Origin of the sequence: Pseudomonas sp. MNR3A, from assembly GCF_009650575.1 — a bacterium.
GTDB lineage: Bacteria > Pseudomonadota > Gammaproteobacteria > Pseudomonadales > Pseudomonadaceae > Aquipseudomonas > Aquipseudomonas machongensis.
This window is the reverse complement of the sequence record NZ_VZZS01000012.1, coordinates 1-16574: the sequence shown is the minus strand read 5'-3', so window position 1 is coordinate 16574 and position 16574 is coordinate 1. Positions and strand designations below refer to the sequence as shown.

9 protein-coding genes are annotated in these 16574 nt (G+C 64.5%); 3 read left to right on the top strand and 6 right to left on the bottom strand.

The features are described 5' to 3' along the window. Positions 1–226: 226 nt before the first annotated feature. The 6 genes from F6X62_RS09970 to puuE form a co-directional block, all read right to left on the bottom strand. Entirely contained in the window at positions 227–1012 is a 786-nt protein-coding gene (locus F6X62_RS09970; protein WP_153773391.1) for an outer membrane protein OmpK, read from the bottom strand. 137 nt (positions 1013–1149) lie between these two features. Further along, a complete protein-coding gene (locus F6X62_RS09965) occupies positions 1150–2505 on the bottom strand; it encodes a nucleobase:cation symporter-2 family protein (protein ID WP_153773390.1) in 1356 nt (451 codons plus the stop codon). A 199-nt stretch (positions 2506–2704) separates the two neighbouring features. Next, on the bottom strand, positions 2705–4024 hold the full coding sequence (locus F6X62_RS09960) for a urate hydroxylase PuuD (protein WP_153773389.1): 1320 nt from the start codon (positions 4022–4024) through the stop codon (positions 2705–2707). A gap of 56 nt (positions 4025–4080) precedes the next feature. Further along, complete coding sequence (locus F6X62_RS09955) at positions 4081–4584, bottom strand: ureidoglycolate lyase (RefSeq protein ID WP_054893657.1); 504 nt, start codon at positions 4582–4584, stop codon at positions 4081–4083. A 105-nt stretch (positions 4585–4689) separates the two neighbouring features. After that, positions 4690–5205, bottom strand: a complete 516-nt coding sequence (gene uraD / locus F6X62_RS09950; RefSeq protein WP_112897793.1) for a 2-oxo-4-hydroxy-4-carboxy-5-ureidoimidazoline decarboxylase — start codon at positions 5203–5205, stop codon at positions 4690–4692. After that, positions 5205–6131 (bottom strand): allantoinase PuuE, encoded by a 927-nt coding sequence (gene puuE, locus F6X62_RS09945; RefSeq protein WP_054893659.1) that lies wholly within the window; start codon positions 6129–6131, stop codon positions 5205–5207. The genes uraD and puuE overlap by 1 nt, the downstream gene beginning before the upstream one ends. 400 nt (positions 6132–6531) lie before the next feature. Between puuE and uraH the strand changes: the two genes are divergently transcribed. The 3 genes from uraH to F6X62_RS09930 form a co-directional block, all read left to right on the top strand. After that, positions 6532–6885, top strand: a complete 354-nt coding sequence (gene uraH / locus F6X62_RS09940; RefSeq protein WP_054893660.1) for a hydroxyisourate hydrolase — start codon at positions 6532–6534, stop codon at positions 6883–6885. Positions 6886–7276: 391 nt separating this feature from the next. Then, positions 7277–8971, top strand: a complete 1695-nt coding sequence (locus F6X62_RS09935) for a ShlB/FhaC/HecB family hemolysin secretion/activation protein (RefSeq protein WP_153773388.1) — start codon at positions 7277–7279, stop codon at positions 8969–8971. 89 nt (positions 8972–9060) lie between these two features. Further along, the coding region (locus F6X62_RS09930) for a filamentous hemagglutinin N-terminal domain-containing protein (protein ID WP_153773387.1) at positions 9061–16574 on the top strand (7514 nt) is incomplete at its 3' end.

Here is a 16574-nt window from a genome sequence, read left to right as displayed (position 1 = left end):
GTCACAACCATCCTGCTCGACGTCGTTCTGAACGGATGAAAAGGGTGTTTCTGGCTGGCAAAACATCGACCAACCGCCCGAATTCATTGACTGAGCGGTCAGTAAACGCGGGCAGGATCCGGCCTGCCCTGAGCGAGGGGGCGCGCAGATTACTGGCTTGCGCGCCGGTCCTCAAGTGCTCCGTCCTGGAGCGCGGTGATACAAAATTGGGCGTTCGGTCAGGTTTTTAGAAATGCACCTTGACCAGCGCACTGGCCACGCTCTGGTTGCTCTGCAGATTGCCGCGACTGTCGATGCCGTACTTGTCCTTCCAGTAGCTGTACTCGAACCCGACATACAACTGCTTGGCGCCCAGGTTGAGGGCCTTGCCCAGGTCGTACTTGACCTGCGGGTTGAAGTGCAGGTTGGCGTGGTAGGTGCCGCGGCGGGTCTGGTCGTTGTCGGTCACCCAGTCCATGTAGCCGTCGATCAGAAGGTCGGAGCGGCCCAGGGGAATGGTGTACGACCAGCCGGGGGTGAACTGCCAGACGTTGTCGCCGGGGCGACTGCCCTCGGTGTTGCGCAGGTAGATGTTGAGGTAGAAGTAGTTGAAGCCAGGGATGTCCAGGTCGAGCCCGGGGCCTATCAGGTAGGCGGCGTTCAACCCTTCGCCACGCTCGTAGGTCATGGCCAGCAGCACGTCCTTGACCGGGCCGAAGGCCAGCTTGCGGTCGAGGATCTTGCCAAACGACAGGCGCGGGCTGAACTCGCCGTAGTAGGTGTTCACGCCTTTGCTGGCGTCGGTCTTGCCGTTGTAGAAGATCTTGTCGATGAACAGGAAGGTGTCACCGTACTTCCACTTGTTGGCGTGCTCGAAGGTGATGGTCTGCTGGATGTCCGGGTTGACTTTGAAATCCTTGCCGTAGAGGTAGGTCAGGCTTTCGCCGTGCCATTGCAGCCAGTCGCCCGCGAACGCGGGGAGGGTGGCCAGCAGGCTGCTGCCCAGCAGCAGGGACGAGGTGGTGCGCTTCATGTGCGAATTCCCGTGTTCTTGTTGTTGTTCGAGGTTTCTTCGGCGCGCAGGCGCCCCGGACGGCCCGCTCCCGTGGGCCGCCGGTACTGCGTTTCACTGCTTGGGCGAGACGGGCGGCCAGGGCGCCGCCCGCTGACTCAGTGCGGGTGACAGGCCTCGTTGTGGGCCGCGCGTTCGGCGCCCCCGAGGATGTTGAACAGCACGTTCAGTATCAGGGCGCTGAGCGTGGCCATGGCGATGCCGCTGTGGGTGATGGGCTCCATCCACTGGGGCATCTGCGCGAAGAACTCCGGACGCACCACCGGGATCAGCCCGAAGCCGACGCTGACCGCAACCAGCAACTGGTTGCGCCGATCACTGATGTCGGCCTCCTGGAGGATCTTGATGCCGGTGGCGGTGACCATGCCGAACATGGCAATGGATGCACCGCCCAGTACCGCAGGCGGGATCGAGGCGATCAGGAAGGCCGCCTTGGGCAGCAGGCTGAGCAGGATCAGCAGCGCGCCCGCGACCACCGTGACATAGCGGCAGCGCACCCCGGTCATCTGCACCAGGCCGATGTTCTGGGCGAAGGAGGAATGGGTGAAGGTGTTTAAGAAACCGGCCACGAACGAGGCGCCGGCATCGCACAGCAGGCCGCGACGCAGCATGCCGGGTGTCACTTCGCGGTCGGTCACCTTGCCCAGGGCCAGGAACATGCCGGTGGATTCGACGAAGATGATCACCACCACCAGGCACATCGACAGGATCGGCGCCAGGCTGAAGGTCGGCATGCCGAAGTGCAGTGGCGTGACCACCTGCAGCCACGGCGCTTCGCTCAGGCCCGACAGGTCGACCATGCCGATGGAACCGGCCAGCACATAACCCAGGCCCATGCCCACCAGCACCGACACGTTGACCCAGAAGCCACGCATGAAGCGATTGATCAGCAGGATCACGGCCAGCACCAGGCCTGCGACCATCAGGTAGATCGGCGAGCCGAAGGTTTCCGCCTGTTGCCCGCCGCCGGCCCAGTTGACCGCGACCGGGAACAGCGACAGGCCGATGGAGGTGATCACGGTACCTGTGACCAGCGGCGGGAAGAAGCGCACCACCTTGGACATGAACGGCGCGATCAGCATGCCGAAGAACCCGGCAGCGATGGTCGCGCCGAAGATCCCCTGCAAACCCACACCGGGCATGCCGGCCATGGCCACCATGCTGCCGACGGCGGCGAAGCTTGCGCCCATCATCACCGGCATGCGGATGCCCACCGGGCCGATGCCGAACGACTGGATGATGGTAGCGACACCGGCCACGAGCAGGTCGGCGTTGATCAGGAAGGCGACTTCTTCACGGGACAGCCCGGCGGCCTGGCCGATGATCAGCGGCACGGCGATGGCGCCGCCGTACATCAGCAGGACATGTTGCAGGCCCACCAGGATCAGCTGGAACAGGGGCAGGGGCTGTCGTGGCGGCGCAACGGGGACGTACGCCTTGGGTGACTCGGACATGCAGCACCTCGAGTTTTGTTTTTATTCTCGGATCCAAGCGGGCGGCTCCAGGCGGCAGGCGCTTCGGTTGAAGGACCTGGGGTTTCCGGATGGCGCCGTACGCTCGATGCTTGCTTGTTACGGTGTTTCATTGGAAGCGAGGCCGGCAACACCGGCCTCTACGCGGGCAAGCCCGCTCCCACAAACAGAATGTGCGGTGTCAGTTGACCGGGGCACCCTTGGCGATCCAGTCGCCGACCAGCTTGCGTTCCTCGACGGTCATCTGGGTGATGTTGCCCAGCGGCATGATCTGGCTGGCGACGGCCTGCGCCTGGATGCGCGCGGCCTGGGCCTGGATCTGCTGCGGGGTGTCGAACATCACGCCGCCCGGGGCGGTGCTGAACAGTGGGCTGGTCGGTTTCGACGAATGGCACACGGTGCAGCGTTCCTGGATGACGTCGTGGATCTTCTCGAAGTTGCCGGGCGCAGCCTGGGCGGTGGCCTGGGCCGGCGCTTCGGCAGGTGCCTGGGCAGCCTTGGCAGCTTCCTCGGCGCGCAGCTCGGCAGCGGTCTTGCCGCCGACTGCAGTGGCGGGCAATGGCTGGTACTCGATCTTCGCAGCAGCCTGCTCGGGCGAGGTCGGCAGCGGCTTGGGACCGGTCACATAGGCCAGGCAGATCATCGCCAGGGCACCCACAGGGAGGGTCCAGGCGTACTTGTTGCTGTCGTGGCGGGTGTTGAAATAGTGACGGATCAGTACCGCAGCCACTGCGATCCCGGCCAGGATCAGCCAGTTGTACTGGCTGCCGTAGGTGCTCGGGAAGTGGTTGCTGATCATGATGAACAGCACCGGCAGGGTGAAGTAGTTGTTGTGTCGCGAGCGCAGCAGGCCCTTGGCCGGCAGTACCGGATCAGGGGTCTGGTTGTTCTCGATCGCCGCCACCAGCTGGCGCTGGGCCGGCATGATGATGCGGAACACGTTGCCCACCATGATGGTGCCGATGATCGCGCCGGTGTGCAGGTACGCGCCACGACCGCTGAACACCAGGCTGAAGCCCCAGCACGCCGCGATGATCAGCACGAACAGCACGGCGCCGAGCAGGGCGGGGCGCTTGCCCAGTGGTGAGTCGCACAGGAAGTCGTAGACGAACCAGCCGACGACCAGTGAGCCGATGCCGATGGCCACGCCTTCGGCGCCGCTCAGGGTGCTGCCAGGTGCCAGCAGGTACAGGGTTGGGTTCCAGTAGAACACCACGCACAGCAAGGCGATCCCGGACATCCAGGTGAAGTAGGCTTCCCATTTGAACCAGTGCAGGTTCTCGGGCATTTTCGGTGGTGCGAGCTTGTATTTCTCCAGGTGGTAGATACCACCGCCATGGATGGCCCAGAGGTCACCTGACAACCCATCGCGCGGGTTGCTTCGATTCAGGTGGTTCTCCAGCCAGACGAAGTAGAACGATGCACCGATCCAGGCCACGCCGGTGATCATGTGAACCCAGCGAATGCTCAGGTTCAGCCATTCGTGAAGGTGTGCTTCCACAGTATGTACCTCTGCCGATCACCGACAGGCCGAGACCCGGGATGACCGACCTTTTCTTATTGGTGGGGATTGAGGATCAACATCTGTTCCTCGGTGAAGTAATGCTCGTCGCAGTTGTTGCCGGAACCACTGCGATCAACCACCAGGAAGTCATCCCGCTTTTCGATCGTCAGCACCGGGTGGTGCCAGACGCCGCGATGGTAATTAACGCCCTGCCTGCCGTTGCTGCGGAAGGCTCGGACCAAGCCTGATACAGGTGCATCGCCAACTGGCGCGACCACGATCAGAAAGGGGTTGCCGAGCAGCGGAATGAAAGCCTGGCTGCCCAGCGGATGGCGCTCCAGCATGCGTACGGTCAGCGGCATCTCCAGCGCGTCGGCGCGGAAGATGCTGATGATCGCCTTGTCTTCCGGCTCGGCGGTCTCGACCGTGGCGAGCTTGTGGAAGCGCATGGTCGAGCCGTTGTTGATCATGAAGTGGTCGCTGCCATCGGTTTCGATCACGTCACCGAACTGGGCGAAGGCTTCTTTGGTCAGGGGCTCGATCATCAGGGTACGCATGCGGTTATCTCTTCTGTATTCGTTATCGGTATGTAGGGCGGACCTCGTTCGGGCAGGCCCTGGGTGCGGTCGCGTCACGCACTCGGGCCAGTCCGGGTTTGGTCCTCAAAGCTGCAGCAGGCGGAACAGGGCGATCAGGTTGATCTGCGCCAGCGCTTCCTTGAATTCGGCATCGGTGTCGTTGTGGATGCGCTTTTCGAAGGAGGCGAGGATCTGGTGCCGGTTGCTGCCCTTGACCGCCATGATGAACGGAAACTGGAATTTTGCCTTGTAGGCGTCGTTGAGTTCGGTGAAACGTGCGAACTCTTCGGCAGTGCACTGGTGAATGCCGGCGCCGGCCTGTTCGTTGGTGCTCGATTCGGTCAGTTCGCCCTGCACCGCTGCCTTGCCGGCCAGGTCCGGGTGAGCGTTGATCAGCGCCAGTTGCTCGGCGTGGCTGGCGCTGAGCAGGATGTCGCTCATGCGCTGGTGCAGCACCTCGATCTCGTCCAGCTCGCTCAGGTTGCCCAGCGCGTAGGCTTTTTCGGCGACCCACGGCGAGTGCTCGTAGATGTCGGCGAAGGCCGCGACGAAGGCGTCACGGTCAAGGGTCGAGGGCTTGAGGGTGTTGAAAGCGGTCATCAGGCGTTCTCTTTCTTGTACGGATGGGTGGCGTGCCAATGGCGGGCGATGTCCACGCGACGGGCGAACCAGACCTGCTCGTGGCTCTTGGCATACTCGACGAAGCGCTTGAGCGCGGCCAGGCGCGCGGGGCGGCCGACCAGGCGGCAGTGCAGGCCGATGGAGAGCATCTTCGGCGCGTGCTCGCCTTCTTCGTAGAGCACGTCGAAGGCGTCCTTGAGGTACTGGAAGAACTGCTCGCCGCAGTTGAAGCCCTGCACCTGGGTGAAGCGCATGTCGTTGGTGTCCAGGGTGTAGGGGATCACCAGGTGCGGCTTGTCGGTGGGGTTGTTCGGTTCCCAGTAGGGCAGGTCGTCGTCGTAGGTGTCGCTGTCATAGAGGAAGCCGCCTTCCTCCATCACCAGGCGCCGGGTGTTCGGGCCAGTTCGCCCGGTGTACCAGCCCAGCGGGCGCTCGCCGGTCAGTTCGGTGAGGATGCGGATGGCCTCGAGCATGTGCTCGCGCTCCTGCGCCTCGTCCATGTACTGGTAGTCGATCCAGCGGTAGCCGTGGCTGCAGATCTCATGGCCGGCCTCGACCATGGCGCGGATCACGTCCGGGTGGCGCTGGGCGGCCATGGCCACGGCGAACACGGTCAGCGGTACGCCGGTGTCCTTGAACAGCTTGAGCAGGCGCCACACCCCGGCGCGGCTGCCGTATTCGTAGAGCGACTCCATGCTCATGTTGCGCACGCCCTGCAGCGGCTGGGCAGCCACCATTTCAGAGAGGAAGGCTTCGGACTCCTTGTCACCGTGCAGGATGTTGCGCTCGCCACCTTCTTCGTAGTTGAGCACGAAAGACAGGGCAATGCGGGCGTTGCCCGGCCATTGCGGGTGAGGTGGGTTGTTGCCGTAACCGATCAGGTCGCGAGGGTAGTCAGCGCTCACTGCAGTCTTCCTTATGTTCGTAGGTGCGGGTGGTGGGTGGACCGCGGCGGGTTGTCGCACGCACCGGATGGGATGATTGTATACAACTTATTTGACCATTTGTAAGCCCGTTTTTCCGCATTTCTTCCCACTTGTCGCCTCAAACTCAGGCTGGAAAAGCACTGCAAGAAACCTGCCTGATCGGTCAGATAATACCTCGGCCTGCTGCACAGGCCCTGTATTTGCGACGGATGCTCGTGCTCGGAAGGCCTGCCATGAGCGGTGCGCAGCGGGGTTCAAAAAATTGTGTACAATCTGAATCGAAAGTGTCTTAATGAGCCCATTCCGGCATTTCGTCAGCCTCGTGTTGGTGCATGCCGTGTATTTTCTGCCCATGCAAACGACAAGAGGCGACAAGCAAATGGGACGTTTGACCACACACGTACTGGATGCCGCTCACGGCTGCCCGGGCAGCTCGATCAAGGTCGAGCTGTACCGTGTCGAAGGCCAGCAACTGGAGCTGGTGAACAGCGCACTGACCAACAGCGATGGCCGCGTCGATGCGCCTTTGTTGCAGGGCGATGACTACCGTACCGGTGTCTACCAGTTGCAGTTTGCCGCCGGGGACTACTACCGGGCCAAGGGTGTTGCACTGCCTGACCAGGCGTTTCTCGATGTCGTGGTGCTGCGCTTCGGCATCGATGAAGGGCAGGAGCACTATCACGTGCCGCTGCTGATCTCGCCTTACAGCTATTCGACCTATCGTGGGAGCTAGGGTCTGGCTGAAATGTGTCTGCGCGAAGGCCAGGCAAGGCGAAACGGGGCGAGGAAGCGGAGTTTACGGGTTGTAAATGAGCATTCCGAGCGCCGTTTCAACGCAGTATGGGCGAGTGCAGATACATTTCAGACAGAGCCTGGTTGGTCGCTAGAAGAATCTTCGTAGGTCCTTGCCCGCTATCACACTGGCGGGCTTTTTTCATTCTGTAGCAATTGCCCGAAACCCCGCCCGATCCCCCCGACCCGCATCCCTTCGCTATCCAAGCACGGAAACGAATCAGCGTTCGTCGCAAAGCACTAAGTGGCGCATTGATGGCGTGGTTCTGCTCTTGTATCCTGCGCACCCTTTCGCAGTGATGCGATCAGTTCTCAAGTGACGGATTACTTGCATGTCCCTCTTCCTCCGTGCGCTGGCGACCGGCTTTGCGCTCCTGCCGCTGCTTGCCAGTGCCGCCCCCTTCCAGTCTCCCGGCGACCGCGACCTGATTCGTGACCGTCAGGAAAACCTTCTGCAAGAGCAGCGCAAGCGCCTTGAGGAATTGCAGCAATTGCCCGGCAAGCAGGCCCCTCAGGCCCCCGTGGTGCGCTCGGAGCAAGGGCGGTGCTTCCAGATCCGCAGCGTCGAGCTGCAAGGTGCGACCCTGCTCAGCGAGCGGCAGCGCCAGGCACTGGTCGAGGGCTATGAAGGCAAGTGCCTGCAGGTGGGCGAGCTCAACGGCCTGCTCAAGCGCATCACCGATCACTACATCGACCGTGGCTACCTGACCACCCGTGCCTACCTGCCGCAGCAGGACCTGGGTTCGGGCATCCTGCAGATCATCATCGTCGAAGGGCGCCTGGAAGGCCTGGACAGCTCAGCGCTCGCCAGCCCACGGGAAATGGCCATGACCTTCCCCGGCCAGGTCTCCGAAGTGCTCAACCTGCGGGACATGGAGCAGATGGTCGACCAGCTTGGTCGCTTGCCGTCGCGTCAGGTCGAAGTCGAGCTGGTGCCAGGCCAGGAAGTCGGCGGTAGCCGCGTGCAGCTCAAGGGCCAGCGTGACAAACCCTGGCGAGTCTCGGCCAGCCGCCACAACAATGGTGATGCCAGCAGCGGCGAGCAACAGATGAACCTGGGCCTGGAGTGGGACAGCCCGTTGGGCCTGGCCGATCAGCTGAGCCTCAGGGGCGGGCGTGATGTGGTCAGCGACCACTGGCGCCATTCCGACAGCCATGGCCTGAACTACAGCCTGCCGTGGGGCTGGTGGACCTTCAACTACAGCTACAACCACAACTACTACCGCACCCGCGACACCTCCAGCGGCTTTCCCTTCAAGCTCGACGGCGACAACAGCGTGCACCAGTTCCAGGCCGAACGGGTGATCCACCGCGACAGCCTGAGCAAGACGGCGGTGAACATCGGTGTGAGCCACTTGCGCGCGCGCAACTACCTTGACGACACCCTGATCGATGTCTCCAGCACCCGCATCACCGAGCGTCAGCTTGGCGTCAACCACGGCCGACGCATCGGCAATGCCTTCGTCAACCTCGATGCCGGCTGGCAGCAGGGCATCGGCGCGCTCGACGCCCAGGGCGCAGGCGACCCCCACGGCAACGAACCGGTGTCGCGCTACAACAAGTACACCCTGACCCTGAGCTACCTGCAGCCGTTCCAGCTGTGGGGCGAGCAGTTCAGCTTCGACAGCCTGGCCACCGGCCAGCGCAGCGAGGACGCGCTCTACAGTGCCCAGCGCATCAGTGTCGGCGGGCTGACCTCGGTGCGTGGCTTCAAGGATCAGACCCTCACCGGCGACAGCGGCGGCTACTGGCGCAACCAGTTGCGCTGGCGTCGGCCGGTCACCTGGGCTGCGCTGCAGCCCTGGTTGCGCGAATACGGCATGGCGTTCGCCTACGACGCCGGTGTGATCAAGGGCCAGCATGGCAACGGCAAGGACCATGGGCGCCTGAGCGGCAATGCCCTGGAGTTCAATGTGCGCGGCCAGTACTTCGCTGCCAGCGCAACCTTTGCCCGTTCGCTGGAGCGCCCCGATGCGGTGACCCGCCGCGAGCACCCGATCTATTTCCGCGTCGACGCCTTCTTCTGAGCGCCGGCCCCACCCAATACCCGTGACATCGCTGCCCCTTGCGGGGCAGGCCGGCAACAGGCCTGAGCTGCGACTGGAGTTTGTTCGACATGGATATCCGCACCCCACTGAACCAGTGCATCGCCCTGATCGTTGCTGGCGTGATGTTTCTCAACCCCATCGTCAGCACGGCTGCACAGCTGACCGTCGATGCGGCGGCCAATGCCAACACCAGCATCAACCAGGCCGGCAACGGGGTGCCGATCGTCAATATCGCCACCCCCAACGGCAGCGGCCTGTCGAGCAACACCTTCCGTGACTACAACGTCGGCAGCAACGGGCTGATCCTCAACAACGCCACCGGCAAGACCCAGTCGACTCAACTGGGCGGCATCATCGTCGGCAACCCCAATCTCAGGGGGCAGGCGGCCCAGGTCATCCTCAACCAGGTCACCGGCGGCAACCGCAGTACCCTGCAAGGCTACACCGAGGTGGCGGGCCAGGCGGCCCGGGTCATCGTCGCCAACCCCCACGGCATCACCTGCAACGGCTGCGGCTTCATCAACACGCCACGGGCGACCCTCACCACCGGCAAGCCGATCATGGACGGCGAGCGCCTGGACCGCTTCCAGGTCGATGGCGGCGACATCGCCATCGAGGGCGATGCGCTCAACGCCACCAACCTCGACCAGTTCGACCTGATCACCCGCAGTGCCAAGCTCAATACCGAGCTGCACGCCAAGCAGTTGAACATCGTCACCGGGCGCAACGACGTCCAGGCCGATACCCTGCAGGCCACCCCGCGTGCCGATGACGGCAGCGAAAAGCCTCTGCTGGCCATCGACAGCTCGGCGCTGGGCGGCATGTATGCCAACACCATCCGCCTGGTCGGCACCGAGCAGGGCGTGGGCGTCAAGCTGGCTGGCAACATGGCCGCCACCACCGGCGATATCCAGGTAGACGCCAACGGCAAGGTGACGCTTGCCCAGACCTCCAGCGCCGGCGACCTCAAGATCGCCGCGCAAAGCGCCGAGTTGACCGGCAAGACCTACACCGCCGGCAGCGCCACCGTGCGTGTGCGCGACGATGTGACCGTCGGCCAGAGCCTCGCCGCCAAGGGCAGCATCAGCGTGCGGGGCGCGCGGATCGACAACCAAGGGATCATCGAAGCCGGCGTGGAGCCAGACAACAGCCGCAACGCCCAGGGCGACGTGAGCCTCAAGGGCCAGACCCTGCACAACCGCGGTAGCGTGGTCGCCAACCGCAACCTCGAGATCGACAGCAGCGCCACGCTCGACAACCAGGGTGGCAGCCTCAAGGGCCGCAACACCACGCTGACCGCAGGCCTGCTGGACAACCGCAAAGGCCAGGTGCTGGCCGACGACACCCTTAAAGCCACGGGCGGTGCGATCGACAACCGTGAGCAAGGCCTGCTGCAGGGCAAGGGCCAGGCCGTGGTGGATATCACCGGCAACCTCGACAACCGTGGCGGCCGTGTGGTCGGCCAGGGGGACCTGCAGGTCACCGCCGCCCAGGTGGACAACCGCGGCAACGGTCTGATCGGCAGCGACCAGCAGGCAAAGCTGACCACCCGCGCGCTGCTGGACAACCAGAACGGCGGCAAGCTCAAGGCCGATCGCCTCGACATCACCACCGCCGGGCTGCTCAACAGCGGCGGGCAGATGCTGGGCGGCGACGTGCTGATCGTCGCCAGCGCCGACATCGACAACCGCCTCGGCCTGATCTCGGCCAAGCGCCTGCTCGATCTCAAAGCCGTGGGCCTGGACAACAGCGGCAAGGGCAACCTGCTCAGCGACGGCACCCTGGCCGTCAAAGTGGCCACCCTGAACAACCGCGACAACGGCATGCTGTCGAGCGTCGGCGATCTCTCACTGCATGGCGAACGCCTCGACAACCGTGGCGGCCTGGTGCTTGCCGACCGCTCGCTGACCGTCACCGGTGGGGACTTCGACAACCGCGACAAGGGCGTAGCCACCACCAAGGGCAAGGCCCACATCGAAGTTGCCAGCCTGGCCAACAGCGATGCCGGCCACCTGCAGAGCGATGGCCGCCTCGAACTGATCGCCGACAAGGTCGACAATCAACGCCTGGGTAACATCACGGCCAAGGGTGACCTCGAAGCTCACCTTGGCACCTTGAACCAGCAGGGCGGCAGGCTGACCAGCCTGGGCAGCCTGCTGCTCACCGCCAACACGATCGACAACCAGAACGGCGGCGGGATTGGCGCGACCAATCTGGTCGACATCCGCGCGGCGCGCGTGCTCAACCAGCAGGGTGAGATCTCCAGCGCAGGCAAGGTCGTGCTCGACGCCAGCGCACTGCTGGACAACCAGGCTGGCAAGGTCATTGGCGACCGTGGCCTGACCCTGACCGTCCAGCGCCTGCTGAACCAGAACAAGGGCCTGCTCAGCGGCTACGACAGCCTGAGCCTGAAAGGCACCGAACTGCTCAACAACGGCGGCCGGTTGAGCAGCCACACGCATATCGAGCTGGCCCTGGACGGCCAGTTGGACAACAGCGACGCCGGGCTCATCGTCAGTGACGGCACCCTCACGCTGAACGCCGGCACGTTGCGTAACCGCCAGGGCGGCAAGGTCTCGGCCATCGCTGCCATGGGCCTGACCAGCCAAGGGCTGCTGGATAACCAGGGCGGCATTCTGGTGACCGATGCCGGGCTGGTGCTTGACGCCGCCCGCCTGGACAACAGCCAGGGCGGCGCCATCAGTGCAGCTGGCCATGCCCAGTTGCGCAGCGGCGCCATCGACAACAGCGCCAAGGGCAACATCGGTGCCGGCAGCCTGCTGCTGGTCGCCACCCAGCTCGACAACAGCGCCCGTGGCCGTATCAGTGCCTCCGGCCAGATCGATGCGACGCTGACCGGCCTCGACCAGCATGACCACGGGCAACTGGTCAGCGGGACCGGCATCGACCTCGACCTGCAGCACGGCCAGCTGGTGAACCGCGACGGGGGCTTGCTGTGTTCGCCAGGCAGCCTGCTGTTGCGCCAGATCGGCGCGGTGGACAACCGCAACGGCGCAGAGATTTCCAGCGACCACGGCTTCAGCCTGATCGCCGACAGCCTCGACAACCGTGGCGGACGCCTGATCAGCGCCCAGGACCTGACCCTGCGCATTGCCGGTGTTCTGGACAACAGCCTCAAGGGCGTGTTGTCGGCTAGCCACGATCTCGACGTCGAGGCTGCCAGCCTCGATAACTTCAGCGGCGGCACCCTGGCCAGCGGCAAGGCCCTCAAGGCCGTGATCGACGGTCAACTCGACAACCACGACCAGGGCATCCTTTCTGCCGCCGCAGCGCTGACCGTCACCAGTGCAGGCGTGCTCAACAGCGAGCGTGGCCTGCTGTCGGGCAACACCGGCCTGACCGTCACGACCGGACAACTGGATAACCACCAGGGCGGCCAGCTCATCAGCCAGGCGGGGTTGACCGTCACCAGCGACGGCCTCGACAACCGGGGCGGCGCCTTGAGCAGCAAGCAGGCCATGACCCTGACCACGGGCGACGTGCGCAACGGCGCCGATGCCCTTCAGCGCGGCGGTCGCATCCACAGCGATGCCGAGTTGACACTGGTGGCCGGGCAGGTCGATTCCAGCGAGGGCGGCGAGATCTCCGCCAAGGGCGATCTGCTGCTGCGGGTGAGTGCGTTGATCCAGCGCCAGGGGCGTCTGATCGGTGAACAGAAACTCGACCTCGACCTCAACGGCGGCGACCTGACCAACCAGGGCGGCCTGATCAGTGCCAATGGCCCACTGATCATCCAGCGCTTGGGCACGCTCGACAACAGCGCTGGCGAAGTCACCAGCCAGCAATCCTTCAGCCTGCTCGCCAAGCGCATCGACAACCAGCAGGGCCGCATCCTCAGCGACGGCCGGCTGACCGTAGAGGCGGCACAGCTGGACAACAGCACCAAGGGCCTGATGTCCGGCGTTCAAGGCTTGCAGGTCACCGGCAGCGACCTGAACAACAGCGCCGAGGGCACGCTGTCGAGCAAGGACGGCGATCTTACCGTGACCCTGACAGGCGCCCTCGACAACCGTGACGAGGGCGCTCTGGTCAGCAAGGGCCGCCAGCAGGTCACGGCGGCCAGCCTGGACAACCGCAAGGGCATCGTCTCCTCGGAGCAGGCGATCACCCTCAGTGTCGGCGATCGTTTGGACAACAGCGGCGGTCTCATTTCCGCCACAGGTGACCTGACGCTCGACCAGGACAGCACCGTCATCGACAACCAGGGCGGGCAGATCAACGGCCAGGCGATCAGCGTCGCCGGCAAGCGTCTGGAAAACGCCAAGGGCCAGCTCGTCAGCCGTGCGGCGCTCGACCTGACCTTGGCCGATGCACTGCTCAATACCGACGGCGCGCGCCTGGTCAGTGGCGCCGATCTGCTGCTCAAGGCCGCGCGTGTCGACAACCAAGGCGGCAAGCTGATCAGCCATGGGTTGCTGCATGTCGATTCGGGCGCGCTGGACAACAGCCACGGCGGCAACCTGGCCAGCCAGCAGAACCTGGTGCTGCGCCTGAGCGGCGATCTGCTCAACGGCAACGATGGCCTGCTGTTCAGTGAGCACGGCAAGCTCGATATCCACGCCGTTGCCCTGGACAACCAGGCCGGCGCGCTCAAGAGCCAGGGCGATATCGACGTGCGCCTGGACAAGCGCCTGGACAACCGCGGCGGTCGCCTGGAGAGCCAGGCAGGCAACCTCGAACTGCACGCGGCGAGCCTCGACAACAGTGGCAATGGCATGCTCAGCGCGGCCAAAGGCCTGTTCAAGGGCGTTTTCAGCGACCTGTTCGACAACGCTGGCGGTACCACCCAGGCGCAGTCCGTGGACATCGCAGCCGACGCCAAGGTGAACAACCAGGGCGGCTACCTTTCGGCGCTGGGCGGTGACGGCAAGATCGTCACCGCCGATCTCGACAACCGCGGCGGTGGCCTGTACGCCGCCGGATTGCTGAAGGTGCAGGGCCAGCAACTGTTCAACCAGAGCGGCAAGATCGGCGCCGGGCGCATCGACTTCGGCCTCGGCGGCGCGCTGTACAACAGCCTCGGCCAGTTGGAAAGCGAGAGCGAGCTGCAACTGCGTGCCAGCGAACTCGACAACCGCAGCGGCAACCTGCGCGCCCTTGGCAAGACCGGCACCAGTCGATTGATCGTCGCGGGCAACCTGCTCAACGACAACGGTGTGCTGGCCACCGCCAACCAGGACCTCGACCTGCAGATCGGTGGCCTGAGCAACAGCGGCGGGCAACTGCTGCACACCGGCCAGGGTAGCTTCGGCCTGGCCTCCGACAAGGTCACCCAGGCTGGCGGCGTACTGCACACCGATGGCCTGCTGAGCATCGCCGCTGCCAGCTGGACCAACAGCAGCGTGCTGCAAGCCCGGCGCCTGGAGCTGGACATCGGTCGCTTCGTCCAGACCGCCAGCGGCAAGCTGCTGGCCGTCGAGAGCCTCAAGGGCCGGGGCGGCGACTGGACCAACCATGGCCTGCTGGCCAGCGATGGCAGCCTGCAACTGGATCTGACCGGCAACTATGATGGCAATGGCCGCCTGAGCAGCCTTGGCGCACTGACGCTGGGCGCCAACGATATCCGCCTGTCCAGTACCGCCAGCCTGGCCGGTGGCGCCGACACCGCGGTGACCGCGCGCAACCTGCTGAGCAACGACGGTCGCCTGACCGCCCTGGGCGGCCTGACGGTGACGGCCGCCAGCCTCGAAAACCGCGGCACCCTGGGTGGCGCTGCGGCGGTGAAGCTGGCCGCCAACAGCCTGAGCAACCAGCGCGGCCTGGTGTTCAGCGGCAATGACATGACCTTGCGCGTCGGCAGCCTGAGCAACTACTACGGCGATATCTACAGCCTTGGTGGCCTTGATCTTGCCGGCAACGCCGGTGCCCGCGCGGTGCTGCTGGACAATATCTCCGGCAGCGTGGAAAGCGCCGGCAACATGACCCTGGCGGTGGACACGCTGCTCAACCGCAAGGAATTCCTGAGCTCGACCAAGAAACTGGTCGCCGGCAACGTCAACGTTTATTCCGACGACCGCTGCAAGGGCAAGGGCTGCGAGCTGTACTTCTCGGCAACGGAAAGCTGGGAAGACGTCATCGACCGCGATACCCCCACCGCCTTCATCACCACCGGCAGCAAGCTGACCTTCGCTGGTGACGCATTCCGCAACCACTACAGCAGCGTTTCGGCGGCGGGTGACATCGCCATCAACACGGCGGTGTTCGAGAACAAGGGCGCCGGTGGAGGCGAGCAGCGCAACCTCACCGCGAGCATGTATACCCGTGATCGCGGCCAGTACAACGCGTTCATCCAGGCCAAGAACCAGTTCAACCAGAACCCCGGCTCGCTGACCCTCGACCAGGTCATGGCCGCTGCGGGGTATCCGCAGTACAGCATCTATGACGTCATCGACAACAGGACGCCGATCGCTGGCGCCGTGGTTGCCCCGGCGGTCGTGCAGTCGGCTGGCGCCGTGACCATCAACGCCACCCAGCGCATCGACAACAGCGTGGTGCGCGTCAACCAGGCCGGCGCCGGTACCATCGGGGCCCGTGGCGATGCCACGGCTGATCCGCGCCAGGTCCAGACCCAGGTGCGTGCGCTCAACCCGCAGTTACCGCCCGACCTCGCCCAGCGCCAGGTCAATCCGGTCACGCTGCCCAGCTTCAGCCTGCCTCAAGGCAGCAACGGCCTGTTCCGCATCAGCACCCAGACCGGCCAGGCCGCGATCAGCGGCGATGCCCTGGGCGCCACCGCCGACCATACCCAAGCAGGCAGCGGCACCTTCATCTCACCGCTGGCCAGCACCACCAATGCCGACAACCGTGCGGCGCAGACGCTGTCCGCCCAAGGCTCGGCTGCGGCCCAAGGCGCCGTCAGCGGCGCCGGTGTAGCACTGGATGGCCTGGCAGCGGGTGTTCGACTGGTCCAGGGCGTCCCTGAACGCAGCGTGCCGAGCACCTCGCACAAATACCTGGTGGAGACCAACCCGGCCCTGACCGACCTCAAGCAGTTCCTGAGCTCCGACTACCTACTTGGCCAGCTCGACGTCAATCCAGACCAGGCCATCAAGCGCCTGGGCGACGGCCTCTATGAACAACGCCTGATCCGCGAAGCCGTGGTGGCCCGCACCGGCCAGCGCTACATCGATGGCATGACCAGCGACGAGACGCTGTTCCGCTACCTGATGGACAACGCCATCGCCAGCAAGGACAAGCTGTCGCTGAGCGTGGGGGTGTCGCTCAGCGCCGAGCAGGTCGCCGCCCTGACCCACGACATCGTCTGGATGGAGCAGGTCGAGGTCAACGGCGAGAAGGTGCTGGCCCCAGTGCTGTACCTGGCCCACGCCAACGGTCGCGTCGCCCCCAACGGCGCGCTGATTCAAGGCCGTGACGTCAACCTGATCAGCGGCGGCGACCTGGTCAACGTCGGCACCCTGCGTGCCACCAACAACCTCGCCGCCAGCGCCACTAACATCAGCAACAGCGGACTGATCGAAGCAGGCGGGCGCCTGGACATGCTCGCCACCGACTCGATCCGCAACGCCCAGGGCGGGATCATCGCCGGTCGTGAAGTGAGCCT

Bases quoted from the DNA above. Each gene is read 5' to 3' on its own strand.
- F6X62_RS09970 (WP_153773391.1), bottom strand. From the start codon at position 1,012: ATGAAGCGCACCACCTCGTCCCTGCTGCTGGGCAGCAGCCTGCTGGCC.
- F6X62_RS09965 (WP_153773390.1), bottom strand. From the start codon at position 2,505: ATGTCCGAGTCACCCAAGGCGTACGTCCCCGTTGCGCCGCCACGACAG.
- F6X62_RS09955 (WP_054893657.1), bottom strand. From the start codon at position 4,584: ATGCGTACCCTGATGATCGAGCCCCTGACCAAAGAAGCCTTCGCCCAG.
- uraD (WP_112897793.1), bottom strand. From the start codon at position 5,205: ATGACCGCTTTCAACACCCTCAAGCCCTCGACCCTTGACCGTGACGCC.
- uraH (WP_054893660.1), top strand. From the start codon at position 6,532: ATGGGACGTTTGACCACACACGTACTGGATGCCGCTCACGGCTGCCCG.
- F6X62_RS09935 (WP_153773388.1), top strand. From the start codon at position 7,277: ATGTCCCTCTTCCTCCGTGCGCTGGCGACCGGCTTTGCGCTCCTGCCG.